Annotated in this window: 11 protein-coding genes; 8 read left to right on the top strand and 3 right to left on the bottom strand. The window is 66.7% G+C overall.

Features of this window, described 5'->3' with window-relative positions; translation table 11 throughout:
* Window positions 1–49 precede the first annotated feature (49 nt).
* Together QF047_RS03470 and QF047_RS03465 are read left to right on the top strand one after the other, a co-directional pair.
* Window positions 50–826, top strand: coding sequence for a histidine phosphatase family protein (locus QF047_RS03470; RefSeq protein WP_307273991.1), 777 nt, complete (start codon window positions 50–52; stop codon window positions 824–826).
* Window positions 804–1,772 carry an NAD(P)H-hydrate dehydratase gene (locus QF047_RS03465; protein WP_307273988.1) on the top strand — a complete coding sequence of 323 codons (969 nt, stop codon included), beginning with the start codon at window positions 804–806 and terminating at the stop codon, window positions 1,770–1,772. The genes QF047_RS03470 and QF047_RS03465 overlap by 23 nt, the downstream gene beginning before the upstream one ends.
* Window positions 1,773–1,956: 184 nt before the next feature.
* Here the strand turns inward: QF047_RS03465 and QF047_RS03460 are convergent, their stop codons facing one another.
* A complete protein-coding gene (locus tag QF047_RS03460) occupies window positions 1,957–2,379 on the bottom strand; it encodes an Hsp20/alpha crystallin family protein (RefSeq protein WP_306635430.1) in 423 nt (140 codons plus the stop codon).
* An 803-nt stretch (window positions 2,380–3,182) separates the two neighbouring features.
* On the opposite strand from QF047_RS03460, the gene QF047_RS03455 reads away from it, so the two are divergent.
* Window positions 3,183–5,420, top strand: coding sequence for a S9 family peptidase (locus tag QF047_RS03455; protein WP_307273985.1), 2,238 nt, complete (start codon window positions 3,183–3,185; stop codon window positions 5,418–5,420).
* 101 nt (window positions 5,421–5,521) lie between these two features.
* Here the strand turns inward: QF047_RS03455 and QF047_RS03450 are convergent, their stop codons facing one another.
* Complete coding sequence (locus QF047_RS03450) at window positions 5,522–5,974, bottom strand: SRPBCC family protein (RefSeq protein WP_306635434.1); 453 nt, start codon at window positions 5,972–5,974, stop codon at window positions 5,522–5,524.
* Window positions 5,975–6,274: 300 nt separating this feature from the next.
* Between QF047_RS03450 and QF047_RS03445 the strand changes: the two genes are divergently transcribed.
* From QF047_RS03445 to QF047_RS03430, 4 genes are read left to right on the top strand one after another with little or no spacing between them, the layout of a single operon-like run.
* Entirely contained in the window at window positions 6,275–7,021 is a 747-nt protein-coding gene (locus QF047_RS03445; protein ID WP_306639136.1) for a peptidoglycan-binding protein, read from the top strand.
* 6 nt (window positions 7,022–7,027) lie between these two features.
* Window positions 7,028–9,460, top strand: coding sequence for a M50 family metallopeptidase (locus QF047_RS03440; protein WP_307273979.1), 2,433 nt, complete (start codon window positions 7,028–7,030; stop codon window positions 9,458–9,460).
* 8 nt (window positions 9,461–9,468) lie between these two features.
* Window positions 9,469–9,675 carry a DUF2945 domain-containing protein gene (locus QF047_RS03435; protein WP_307273977.1) on the top strand — a complete coding sequence of 69 codons (207 nt, stop codon included), beginning with the start codon at window positions 9,469–9,471 and terminating at the stop codon, window positions 9,673–9,675.
* Window positions 9,676–9,677: 2 nt separating this feature from the next.
* Window positions 9,678–10,874, top strand: a complete 1,197-nt coding sequence (locus QF047_RS03430; protein ID WP_307273973.1) for an NAD(P)/FAD-dependent oxidoreductase — start codon at window positions 9,678–9,680, stop codon at window positions 10,872–10,874.
* A 96-nt stretch (window positions 10,875–10,970) separates the two neighbouring features.
* On the opposite strand, the gene QF047_RS03425 is transcribed toward QF047_RS03430, so the two are convergent.
* A complete protein-coding gene (locus QF047_RS03425) occupies window positions 10,971–11,558 on the bottom strand; it encodes a GNAT family N-acetyltransferase (RefSeq protein WP_307273970.1) in 588 nt (195 codons plus the stop codon).
* Between the two features lie 157 nt (window positions 11,559–11,715).
* Here QF047_RS03425 and QF047_RS03420 point away from each other — a divergent pair, with 157 nt between their 5' ends.
* Window positions 11,716–12,831, top strand: coding sequence for a TRAP transporter substrate-binding protein (locus tag QF047_RS03420; RefSeq protein WP_307273967.1), 1,116 nt, complete (start codon window positions 11,716–11,718; stop codon window positions 12,829–12,831).
* Window positions 12,832–12,843: the final 12 nt, after the last annotated feature.

Here is a 12,843-nt window from a genome sequence, read left to right as displayed (position 1 = left end):
TGGTAGTGTTCCTGCATTCGGGCATGCCAGGCGGACGGGGTGATTCTTTGTGAAAGAGGACGGGCTGACGGAAGCTGTCCAGGAGGCCGGGGCGGTGGAACTGCTGCTGGTCCGCCACGGCGAGAGCGAAGGCAACGTGGCCGCCACAGATGCGCGGCTGGCCGGGGCTGAGGTCATCGAGGTGCCGGCGCGGGATGCGGACGTGAACCTCTCAGACACCGGCCAGGAGCAGGCCAAAGCCTTGGGGGTGGCGCTGGCGCGGATCGCCGCGGAAGCCCGGCCCGACGCCGTCGTTTCGTCCCCTTACGCCCGGGCGCGGCAAACGGCGGAAATCGCCGTGGAAACCGCGGGCTGGCCGGTCAAGGTACGCACCGATGAGCGGCTGCGGGACCGGGAACTGGGCATCCTGGACCGGCTGACGCGGATGGGAGTGGAGAACCGCTTCCCGGAGGAGGCCGAACGCCGGGAGTGGCTGGGCAAGCTGTACTACCGGCCGCCGGGCGGGGAGTCCTGGGCGGACGTTGCCCTGCGGCTGCGCTCCGTCCTGGATGAGCTCAACAATCTCAGTACCGGGCACCGGGTGATGCTGGTCTGCCACGATGCTGTGATCCTGCTGTTCCGGTACGTGCTGGAGGGGATGAACGAGGAGGAACTCCTGGACCTCGCCGCGAGCACGTCTGTACTGAACGCCTCGCTGACACGGTATGTCCGGCCCTCCGGTCAGGGGCCCTGGACACTGGAAAGCTTCAACGTGGCGGACCACCTCACCGAGCAGGGTGTCACTGTCACCGAGCACGCGGGAGATGCCAGTGTCCACCCGAAATGACTCCAACTCCCCGACTCTGGTGACGCCGTCGCTCCTGCGGGAGTGGCCGTTGCCGGCGCCGGGCGAAGACAAGTATTCACGCGGCTCGGTCCTGGTGATCGGCGGTGCGCGGGCCACGCCGGGAGCGGCGCTGCTGGCCGGTACTGCCGCGCTGCGCGCCGGCGCGGGTAAGCTCACGCTGGCTGTGGCGGAGTCCGTCGCCGCGCAGGTGGCTGTAGCGCTCCCCGAATGCGGGGCGATGGGGCTGCCGGAAACCGCTGAGGGGTCGGTGACGGGTGAAGGGCTGGACCGGATCGCCTCTTATCTCGACCGCGTCGATGTGATCCTGGTGGGGCCGGGCCTGGATGATCCGGACCTCGCCGAGGAATTGTTGCGGGTCCTGCTGGAGCGGGAGGCTCACTCGCGCTCCGGTGACTCAGGCTCGGGTGATTCAAACTCGGGTGAGGGGAGCGCCCGCGGAGGCCCCGCCGTCGTCCTTGATGCTTATGCCCTGGGCGGCCTGGTGAAGGTGGCAGGCCAGCTGGGACCGTGGAAGGGGCGGCTGATCCTGACGCCCAATCCCAAGGAGGCGGCTGTCCTGCTGGAACGGGAGGTGGATGACCTGGCGGCGGATGTGGCTGAAATTGCCGACAAGTTCCAGGCGGTGGTGAGCTGTCAGGGCCTCATTGCCCGGCCTTCCGGGGGCGATGAAGTGGAGGAATCCGAACTCTGGCAGATGACCACCGGGTATGGCGGACTGGGAACATCGGGAAGCGGGGACGTCCTGGCCGGCGCGATTGCCGGCCTGCGTGCGCGGGGAACCACCGGCCCGCAGGCTGCCTGCTGGGGAACCCACCTGCACGCTGCCGCTGCGGACCGGCTTGCGAGCCGGATGGGCCCCCTCGGATTCCTCGCCCGTGAACTGGCGGACGAACTTCCCGCCCTGATGCTGGAACTGAACACCTGAGCCCGCTCCCCTGAAGCTGGAAACCCGGCATGGGATGGCCCCCGGCCGAAGCCGGGGGCCACCGTATCGGGAGATTCAGGCCTACGCTGCCGATGCGCTGTCAGCGCTGTGGCGTGCCCAGAATGGCGATCCGCCCAAGGAGGCAGTCAACAATTGGATGCCCGATATCCCGAACCTGTTGAACCTAGGCGGCAATCTCTTGCTGGGCCCCCTTTGTCTCAATCTCGATCTTGCGCGGCTTGGCCTTTTCGGCAACCGGAATCCGGAGCGTCAGGACACCGGCGTCATACGTGGCCTTCACGTTGTCAGTGTCGAGTGTGTCCCCGAGGATCAGCTGGCGGCTGAACACGCCGCGTGGCCGTTCGGAGGCGATCAACTCGGTGTCCTTCCCGGCAGGTTCGGGACGCTCTGCCCGCACCGTCAGGACATTCCGTTCCACATCCAGATCCACTGAATCCGCTGCAACGCCGGGCAGGTCAAAGGCGACGACAAAGTCCTGGCCCTCGCGCCAAGCGTCCATCGGCATCGCTGCCGGACGCGCTGCAGTGCCGAGGACCTGCTGGGCCAGCCTGTCCAGCTCGCGGAACGGATCGGTTCGCATCAACATGGCTTCCCTCCTCGTAAGAGACGGTCCAACATTGTTTATGATCTCAGCCGATCTGTATTGGCTGATACAGATTTTTTAGCACTGCGCCAGGAGATCTTCAAGCGGTTCGAGGAAGAATTTTCCGGAATTTTTTGCGCCCGGGCAGACGTGGCGAAGGGGCCTCCCGCGCTGCGCGGGAGGCCCCTTCTTCTGCGTGTTTTGGCTGTTCAGCTTCGGGTGGGATCGGGACGCAGCGGTGTGGGCCCCGGATCCGGCACGGGCAGCGGCCCCGGGGGTTCCGGCGTTGGGAACGGATTGGGGGGCTGCGGACCCGGGTGGCCGGGCTGGGCGGGATCAGGCTGGTCCGGGCCTGGTTCCGGCGGGAACGGTTCGGGCTCGTGCACTGGCGGGATGGTCATATGCTTCCCCTCTCACGCTGGGCGATGTGCCTTAGCGTGAACAGGATACGCCAGCGGCCGGAACCCCACTAGGCCGCCCCTCTTCGCCGGATGCCCTATCAGCTTTAGTCCTCAAGGCGGCCGGTTGGGGACTAAACCTGATAGCGCATCGTCCGGATTTCTGCGGGAGGTGATGGAGCGTTCCCGAAAAACCTGCGGGAGGTGATGGAGCGTTCCCGAAAAACCTGCGGGAGGTGATGGAGCGTTCCCGAAAAACCTGCGGGAGGTGATGGAGCGTTCCCGAAAAACCTGCGGGAGGTGATGGAGCGTCGTTGTGATGGGTGGGGTGGTTGGCTGGCGGGCCGGGGCTCTCGTCCGGTAGCGAACGGCCGGTTCAATGTCCGGCCGGGTCTATATATTGAAACCATGACCCAGACTCCGCTGCAGGATTCCGCCGGCACCGCGACTGCCACGCCCGCTCCCCCGGTTGCCAAGAAGATCCCCACCGAACGCACCCACCATGGGGACACCTTCGTGGACAATTACGAGTGGCTGCGGGACAAGGAATCCGAGGAAGTAGTGGAGCACCTGAAGGCTGAGAATGCCTACCAGGAAGCCGTCACCGCACACCAGGAGCCGCTGCGCGAGGCGATCTTCCAGGAGATCAAGGGCCGCACGCAGGAAACAGACCTTTCCGTCCCCCACCGCAAGGACGGCTGGTGGTACTTCAGCCGTTCCGCGGAGGGCAAGGAGTACGGCATCCAGTGCCGGGTCAAAGCAGAAGACACCGGCAACCCGGTACAGGACTGGACCCCGCCCAAGGTGGAGGCCGGCGTCGACATTCCGGGCGAGGAAGTCCTGCTGGACGGCAACGTCGAAGCCGAGGGCAAGCCCTTCTTCTCCGTGGGCGGCTCGGCCGTGACGGTGGACGGCCACCTCTACGCCTACGCCGTGGACAACAGCGGCGACGAACGCTTCACCCTACGCATCAAGGACCTCCGCACCGGTGAACTGCTGCCGGACGTCATCGAGAACATCTTCTACGGCGTCTCCTTCTCCCCCGACGGCACCCGCATCTTCTACACCGTGGTTGATGAATCCTGGCGCCCCTACCAAGTCAAGGCGCACGTCCTGGGCACCCCCGTTGAGGACGACGCGGTGATCTACCAGGAGGACGACGCCGCCATGTGGCTGGGCTTCGAGCTCTCCGCCGACCGGCGCCACCTGGTGCTGGGCATCGGCTGCTCCGAATACAGCGAGACCCGCCTGCTCCGCTTCGATGACCCCGCCCAGGAACTCACCACCGTGATCTCCCGGAACGAGCGGGTGCTGTATGAAGCTGAGCCGTTCCTGCTGGCCGGGCCGGACGGCGAAAAGACGGAAAAGATCCTGCTGACCCACAACCGCGGCGCCATCAACTCCATGGTCTCCCTGGCTGACCCGGCCGAGCTCCGCAAGCCGCTCGCCCAGCAGCGGTGGGACACCGTCGTCGAGCATTCCGACGACGTCCGCGTCAATGGCGCGGGGGTCACCTCCACGCATCTCGTGGTGTCCATCCGCAAGGACACTATCGAGCGCGTCCAGGTCATCGGGCTGGCCGGGCTGGGGACCGCCGCGCAGGAGCCGCCCGTGGAGCCGGCGTTCGATGAGGAGCTGTACACGGCCGGGGTGGGCGGATCGGACTACGAGGCTCCGGTGATCCGGCTGGGCTACACGTCCTACTTCACGCCGTCGCGGGTATACGACTTCCTGCTGCCCACCCCCGGGCAGCCCGCCGGCGAACTGCTGCTCCGGAAGGAAAGCCCGGTGCTGGGCGGCTACGACGGCAGCGACTACGTGGCCACGCGTGAATGGGCTCAGGCCCAGGACGGCACCCGGATCCCGCTTTCGGTGCTGCGGCACAAGGCCGCGAAGCAGGATTCGACGGCGGCCGGCCTGGTATACGGCTACGGCTCCTACGAGATGAGCATGGATCCGGGCTTCGGCATTGCGCGGCTGTCCCTGCTGGACCGCGGCGTGGTGTTCGTGATCGCCCACATCCGCGGCGGCGGCGAGCTGGGCCGGCACTGGTACGAGGACGGCAAGAAGCTCACCAAGAAGAACACGTTCACCGACTTCATCGACGCCACCGACTGGCTGGCCGGCTCCGGCTGGGTGGACCCCTCCCGGATCGTCGCCCTGGGCGGCTCGGCCGGCGGGCTGCTGATGGGTGCGGTAGCGAACATGGCCCCGGAAAAGTACGCCGCGATTGTGGCGCAGGTGCCGTTTGTGGATCCGCTGACCAGCATCCTGGATCCGGACCTGCCGCTGTCCGCGCTGGAGTGGGAAGAGTGGGGCAACCCCATCACCGACCCAGGGGTCTACGCCTACATGAAGTCCTACTCACCCTACGAGAACGTGCACCAGGCCGCCTACCCGAAGATCGCCGCCGTGACATCGTTCAATGACACCCGGGTCCTCTATGTGGAGCCCGCCAAATGGGTGCAGGAGCTGCGGAACAAGACCACCGGGACCCAGCCGATCGTGATGAAAATCGAGATGGACGGCGGCCACGGCGGCGCGTCCGGCCGCTACGTCCAGTGGCGCGAACGGGCCTGGGACTACGCCTTCATCGCCGATTCGCTCGGCGCCACGGAGCTGCTGCCGGGCGCTGGCCTGCGGTAATTGAGCGTACGACGGCGGGCGCGTCCCGCCGTCGTACGCCCGCCTTGCGCCCCAGGGAACGGCGCCCCAGGCAGGGGCGTCCCCGGCGCAAACCCGGGACCTCAAACCTGCGGGTGCTCCGCCAGCCACTCTGCCAGGGTCTCGAGATTGGCGCGGACCGTCCTCCCCTGGGCCCGTTCCACCAGCGCATCCGCCAGCTTGCCAAACACCCCGCCCAGGCCGGACGCGGCGTCGATCCTCTGGGTGAGGCGCGTACCGTCGGCGGCCGGTTCGAGCGTTAACGTCACGGTGAAGTCCAGCTTGCCCTCGACCGAACGGGACACCATGCGCCGGGGCGGATCGAATTCGGTGACCTCCACGGTCCAGTCGAACTGCCGTCCCATGATTTTGCTGGTTCCACGCCCCCGGGAACCGACTCCAATAGGGCCGTCCCCGACCTGGCCTGACGAGGTGACGGAGGAATCATAGACGGCGATGTTTTCGAATTTCGACAGAAAGTCAAAGACCTCCTGCGGCGGCCGGGCAATAACGACACTTTCTTCTACAACAGGCACTGCAGTCTCCTTTGAAAGGCACCTGATGCCGGCGGCCTTGCCGGCACAAAGGCAGGCACAGCGCCAGAGTGGACCCCCAGCCCGCCAGTGTCAATGGCTTCCCTCAAGGGCAAAGCGTAGCTGCAGCAGGGCAGCCTCCTGCGCCAGTCTGACCTGCCGGACCGGCCTGACCAGCAGCAACGTGACGCCTGGCAGGTCCGGCGCGATTCCCAAAAAAACTAATCATGCTTACTATTGTCTGGCGCCGGCTGCCCGCTGGGGGCAGGTTAACCGGCGCCTGATGTGGAGGCTTGAGTGAGCATGGAACAGGAAATGCGTCCCTTGACCGACGACGAACTGATCGCAGAACAGGCAACGGCTTTGCCGGACAAGGAAGTTGCCTCTGTCCTTGACCTGAACGCTGACCTTGATCTGGGTATTGACGCGGCAGCGCCCATCGACCTCGCCGTTGCGGCCAACGCCAACGTGGCAGCCCCGATCGACGCGGCGGCCTCGGCCAACATTCTCTCCTTCGGCTCGGATGCGCAGGCACTGGCGGACCAGGGCGTCATGATCGATCAGGGCATCGTGGCTGACGCGAACGCCGAGTCCACGCAGGACAGCATCATCGACCAGGGCAACGACACCATCGACGGCGGCACCCCCGACAGCACCGGCGGGGACACCATCGACGGCGGAACCGCGGCCGACGGCGGCACCGTCCTCCCCGACGGAACGGGCACCGACGGGCTCGTCCCCGACGGCGGACTGGGCGACGCCCTGCCCGACGTCGGCGCGCTGCCCGTGGATCCCGCTGCTGCCCTGGACGGGGACCTGCTCAACGTCAACGTGGACCTGGCGGCCGATGCGGATATCGCTGCTCCCATCAACGGTGCCGTGGCAGCCAACGCCAACGTGGCCGCCCCGATCGACGCCGCCGTGGCCGCGAACATCGGCTCCATCGACAGCCAGGCCTACGCCGTGGCGGACCAGGATGCACTGATCACCCAGCACATCGAGGGCGAAGCCAACGCCTCCGCTGACCAGCAGTCCAACCTCGAACAGTAAGCCCAGATGACCCACACCACCGGTGGGCCGCGCTCCCAGGCCGGCCCGCCGTCGTCCGCTGCGCCCCTGGCCGAGCACCCGCTGCACGTCCCTGCCCTGGCTGACGGCGTCCAGCTGATCGGACAGTCGCGGGGATCCGGCTACCGGGAGCCGCCTTCGCTGGTCCGCCGCGCGGACGGGCAAACCCTCCAACTGACGCCTTTGCTGTTCGCGGTGCTGGAGGCAGTGGACGGCAGGCGCACCGTGGAGGACATCGCCGCGCACGCCAGTGCGGCGTCGGGAAGGCTCGTCAGCGCCGGGAACGTGCGCACGCTGATGGACTCGCAGCTGCTGCCGCTGGGCCTGCTCCGGCTGGCGGACGGGTCCCAGCCCGACGTGCGCAAGGCGGACCCGCTGCTCGGCATGCGTTTCCGGTACACGGTGACGGACCCGGACCGCACCCGCAGGATCACGGCACCCTTCGCCGTCCTGTTCAACCCGCTGATCGTCGTGGCGGTGACGGTGGCCTTCCTGGCTTCGTGCTGGTGGGTGCTGATGGTGAAGGGGCTGGGATCGGCCACCCATGAAGCGTTCGAGAACCCTGTTCTGCTCCTGCTGATTTTCGTCGTGACCATCCTGTCCGCCGGCTTCCATGAGTTCGGGCATGCCGCCGCTGCACGCAAAGGCGGCGCCACCCCGGGGGCCATGGGGGCAGGCCTGTACCTGATCTGGCCGGCGTTCTTCACGGATGTCACCGATTCATACCGGCTGGGCCGCGGCGGCCGGCTCCGCACCGACCTGGGAGGCTTGTACTTCAACGCCATCGTTGCCGTGGCCATCATGGGCTTGTGGTGGGCCACAGGCTTCGATGCGCTGCTGCTGGTGGTGGTCACGCAGATCCTGCAGATGGTCCGGCAACTGCTGCCCCTGGTCCGGTTCGACGGCTACCACATCCTGGCGGATGCCACCGGGGTCCCGGACCTGTTCCAGCGCATCAAACCGGTCCTGCTCGGCCTGCTCCCCCGGCGGTGGGGCCGGGTGGAAAACAAGGTCCTCAAGCCCTGGGCGCGTGCCGTGGTGACGCTGTGGGTGCTCGTCACGGTGCCGTTGCTGCTGTTCAGCATGGCCACGATGGTGATCTCGTTCCCGCGCCTGCTGGCCACTGCGTGGAGCAGCGCAGCCAAACAGCAGGTGATGCTCGCTGAAAGCCTTTCCGCCGGCGACCTTGCCGGCACGGCCGTGCGCGCCCTTGCCATCCTGGCCGTTGCCCTGCCCATGGTTGGCATGCTCTACATCCTGCTGCGGCTCCTTCGGCAGCTGGTCACCGGGCTCTGGCAGAGGACTCGCGGCAAGTCTGTGCAGCGTACCGCTGCCATGGCGGCCGTGGCAGCATTGCTGGCCGGACTCGCCTGGGCGTGGTGGCCCGACGGCGGGACGTACCGTCCGGTCCAGCCTTACGAACGTGGGACGCTGGCTGATGCGACCGCCGCCATCGTCCCGTCGGCAGGGACCGCGGGCATGGCGCTTCGTGAGGGCGGCAGCGGGCGGACCGTGGCGCTCTGGCCCAAAGGAGCCACGACGCCAACCCGGGAGAACCCGCAGCTGGCCATGGTGCTGGTTCCGGCAGAGGGCTCCGGCGCGGACCCGTCCGCTGTTGCTCCGGCTGGATCCGCCGGTGCAGCCGCACCATCGTGGGTGTTTCCGTTCGACCGGCCGGATGCTCCCGAGGAGGACGGCAACCAGGCGCTGGCGGTGAACACCACCGACGGTTCCGTCACCTACAGTGTTGCCTTCGCGCTGGTGTGGGCCGAAGACGGAGAACCGGTGGATACCCGGAACGAGGCCTACGCCTTTGCCAGCTGCACCGGCTGCGCCGCGGTGGCAGTGGGCTTCCAGGTGGTCCTGGTTGTGGGGCAGACGGATGTTGTTGTTCCGGAGAACCTCTCTGCTGCAGCGAACTACAACTGCCTTGAATGCCTCACCTACGCCCTCGCCAGCCAGCTGGTCCTCACCCTTGATGGGCCGCTGACAGACGAAGGCATGGCGTCGCTCCAGGCGCTGTGGGCCGAGATCGCGGACTACGGCAGGAACATCCAAAACGTGCCGCTCTCCGAAATCCAAGCCCGGCTCGCCGCCTACAAGGAACAGATCACAGCCATCATCAAGGCGGACCCCAGCGCCACCAAGGGCCCCACGCCGGCGCAGACTTCCGCGCCGGCCAGCCCGCCGGGCGGAGCCGCCGCACCCACAACGTCAGCTGAACCGGGTGTGCCCGCACCCGGGTCACTCACGGGGACCCAGGCACCCGATCCGGCAGGAACATCGCCTGCCACGGCACCGGCGACGCAGCCCGCTTCCGATGAGGTGGCGCCGTCGTACGCTCCCGTTGAGACGCCGGCCCCAACAGCGGATACTGGGGGCACGGCCCCCGCCGGCCCCGCCACCGCAAACCCCAGCTAGGAGAGCAGATGTCGTTGAGCAAGGGAACGTCCGTGGAATGGAACACGCCGCAGGGCAAGACGCACGGCAGGATCGTGGAGAAGAAGACGGGCGACTTCGAGCTGGACGGCAACACCCACCGCGCCAGCGAGGACGATCCCCAGTACGTGGTGGAATCCGCGAAAACCGGGGCGCGGGCAGCCCACAAGGCCTCAGCCCTGACGGAGAAGAAGTAACCGTGGCCGCCCAGCATGAGGTTGTGATCATCGGCGGCGGCAACGCGGGTATTTCCCTCGCCGCCCGGCTGGAACGGTATGGCGTCAAGGATGTGGCCGTGGTGGAACCGCGGGACCACCATCTTTACCAGCCGCTGTTCTCGCACATTGCCGGGGGCAGGGCCTCAGCGAAGGAAGCGGTCCGGCCGCAGGAACCGCTGATTCCGAAGGGCGCCACCTGGGTCCGGGACGCGGCTGCCGGGATCGACACTGATTCAAACACGGTGACCCTTGAGTCCGGCGCCACGGTGGCGTACGGGCAGCTGGTGGTCTGCCCGGGCCTGCAGTATGACTGGGATGCTGTGCCCGGCCTCGCCGAAGCTGTCCATTCACCACACGGCGCCTCCCACTACGAGTTCGAGCTGGCGCCGAAGGCCTGGACGCTGCTGAGCGGGCTGAAATCCGGCACCGCCCTGTTCACCATGCCTGCGGGTCCGATCAAATGCGGCGGCGCGGCGCAGAAGCCGATGTACCTGGCCTGTGACTACTGGAAAGGACAGGGCGTGCTGGACCGGATCCGGGTGGTGATGGTGCAGCCCTACCCCACGGTGTTCGGCGTGCCGGAGGTAGACCGGGAGCTGGACCGCAAGATCGCCGAGTACGGCATTGAGCTGTGGACCAACAGCGAGCTGGTGTCCGTTGACGCGGCCGGCCAGCTGGCCACCATCAGGAACACCACCACCGGCGTGGAGGAGAAGCTGCACTACGACGTCCTCAACGGTGTCCCGCCACAGTCGGCGCCGGACTGGCTCAAAGCGACCAACCTGCCTGCCTCCGGTGACGCCGGCGGGTTTGTGGAGGTGGACCGGCAAACCCTGCGGCACATCCGGTTTCCGAACATCTGGTCCCTGGGCGATGCCGCCGGGACCACCAATTCCAAGTCCGGCGGGGCACTGCGCAAGCAGACGGCCGTGCTGGCCAAAAACCTGGTAGCCGCCCGGAAAGGGAAGCAGCTGCCCGCCAAGTACAACGGCTACTCGGTCTGCCCGTTCACGGTGTCCCGGAACACCGTGGTGTTCGCCGAGTTCGATGACCGCTACCGGCCCATGCCCACCGTCCCCCGAGTCCCCACCTGGAACGAGAGCAGGCTGTCCTGGGTGGTGGACCGGGACATTTTCCCGCATGTCTACTGGAACCTGATCCTCAGAGGCCGGGCGTAGGTTCTTTTGGTAGATGGCCCTGGGAGAGCCGGTGGTTGAGCCTGCGAGAGCCGGTGGTTGAGCCTGTCGAAACCTCGCTGCGGGGCCTCAATAGGCTCAACCAGGGGCACCCGGCTTCAGCCGTTTTGCGGCCTGGCCCACTCGCCACTCGTCGGCCAGGACCGCGTAGATCAGTTCGGTGGCCCACTGGCCTTTGTAATGCCACTTGTCCACCTGCCGCGCTTCCTGCCGCATGCCCAGACGGCGGCATAGGTCGGCGGATGCTGTGTTCAGCTCGTCCAGGCGTGCCTCGATCCGGTGCATGCCCACGTCCTCGAATCCGAGCCGCAGCATCGCCTCCGCGGCCTCAGTGGCGTAGCCCTTGCCCCTGGCACCCGGCGCCAGGCTCCAGCCCACTTCGCCCTGGCCTTGGCCGGGCAGCCACTTGAGCACCACTTCGCCCTGCAGCACGCCGTCCGCCGCCGACTCGATGGCCAAGGCCACCCAGTCACCTTCCTTTTCGAACACGAAGTTGGCGTAGTGGCCCACCCGTTCCATCGACTGCGTATAGCTCTTGGCCGGTCCGGGCAGGAACCGGGCGGTTTCCGGCAGCGAGTGGTAGGCGTGGAAGGCGTCCAGGTCGCTGCCTTCAAAGCGGCGCAGGATCAGCCGCTCGGTTCGAATGGGAAGGGTGATTTCCGGCATGGATGAGAGGCTACGCCATGCCGACGGCGGCAGTCGCCTCCGCGGTGGTGCGCTCGCCGTTGCTCTGGCAACCTCCCCGGAGTAGGGTTCGCGTACGGGCTGCTGGTGCCTGGTTTCTTGGCGTTTCCCGTTGTCCCTTCTCCTCAAGGTTGTGGCTATGTTGAAGCCAGCGACGCCCTGGGCCGCTTCCCTCGCCTTCAGCATGTTGCTGACCCTCGCGGCGTGCACTTACGAGGAGAGCACGGAGGGCCCTACTCAGGCCGTGACGACTGCGGTGGCCAACGCCAAAGTCCTTCGCATCGGCACGCAGGATGACGGGAATGTACCCACCCGCGGCCAGATCGAGGAATTTGCCCGGCAGGTCCAGGAACGCTCCGGCGGGAGCCTGGTTATCGAGCCGGTCTTCAGGGCCGGCGGCGAGCAGGTCAGGGGCTGGGACCAGCTCGTCGCGCAAAGAGTAATGACTGGAGACCTCGAAATGGCAGTCATCCCGGCGCGGACCTGGGACACCGAGGGAGTGCTGTCCTTCCGGGCGCTCTCCGCCCCCTTCCTGGTGACATCCAGCGCCGTCATCAAGGAAGCGGTGAAACCGGAGTACGCGCAGGGGATGCTGGCCGGCCTCAAGGACGTGGGCGTTACCGGTCTGGCCATGTTCCCGGACGGCCCGCGGGTCCTGTTCTCGTTCACCACGCCAATCCTCTCGCCGGACGACATCCGGGGAATGGCAGTCAGGGCACCCCTTTCCACCACTACCTACGCTGTCCTGGAATCCCTCGGCGCCCTGCCACAGGATCTCGCTGACCAGGAATTCGGTGAAGGAGTTGAGGGCGGAAAGGTGGGCGGCGCTGAATCCTCGCTCGGCTACGCTTCCAATTTGCCCGGAGCCCTGAATAAAACAGGGCATGCAATCGCTACCGGCAACCTGGTGGTCCACTCGAAGATCAACACGATCGTGATCAATGAAAAAGCAAGAGCTGCTCTCAATGCGGACGAGCAGCAGATTCTCCAGGACGCGGCGGACTACACCAGGGAATGGGCCTCGTCCCTGCTCGCAACCGTCTCGGCGGAGGCGCGGAAGTACTGCCAGGACGGCGGCAAAGTGGTGATGGCAACCGAAGAGCAGCTGGCCGGCTTCCGCAATGCCGCAGCCCCGGTATACACCACCCTCGATCAGGATGCCGGCACCCGTAACCTCATTGCAAAGCTCCGCGATCTCGCCGCGAACACTCCGGCCGACCCTGCCGTCGAACCCTGCGACTACGACACCTACTGATGCCTGTTGACC

Source organism: Arthrobacter sp. W4I7, assembly GCF_030816215.1.
Classification (GTDB): domain Bacteria; phylum Actinomycetota; class Actinomycetes; order Actinomycetales; family Micrococcaceae; genus Arthrobacter; species Arthrobacter siccitolerans_A.
The sequence above is the reverse complement of the archived record's forward strand: the minus strand, read 5'-3'. Positions and strand labels throughout refer to the sequence as shown.

Coding starts and splice junctions, on each gene's coding strand:
- QF047_RS03465 (WP_307273988.1), top strand. CDS start 804: ATGCCAGTGTCCACCCGAAATGACTCCAACTCCCCGACTCTGGTGACG.
- QF047_RS03460 (WP_306635430.1), bottom strand. CDS start 2,379: ATGTTGATGCGAACCGATCCGTTCCGCGAGCTGGACAGGCTGGCCCAG.
- QF047_RS03455 (WP_307273985.1), top strand. CDS start 3,183: ATGACCCAGACTCCGCTGCAGGATTCCGCCGGCACCGCGACTGCCACG.
- QF047_RS03445 (WP_306639136.1), top strand. CDS start 6,275: ATGGAACAGGAAATGCGTCCCTTGACCGACGACGAACTGATCGCAGAA.
- QF047_RS03440 (WP_307273979.1), top strand. CDS start 7,028: ATGACCCACACCACCGGTGGGCCGCGCTCCCAGGCCGGCCCGCCGTCG.
- QF047_RS03435 (WP_307273977.1), top strand. CDS start 9,469: ATGTCGTTGAGCAAGGGAACGTCCGTGGAATGGAACACGCCGCAGGGC.
- QF047_RS03425 (WP_307273970.1), bottom strand. CDS start 11,558: ATGCCGGAAATCACCCTTCCCATTCGAACCGAGCGGCTGATCCTGCGC.
- QF047_RS03420 (WP_307273967.1), top strand. CDS start 11,716: ATGTTGAAGCCAGCGACGCCCTGGGCCGCTTCCCTCGCCTTCAGCATG.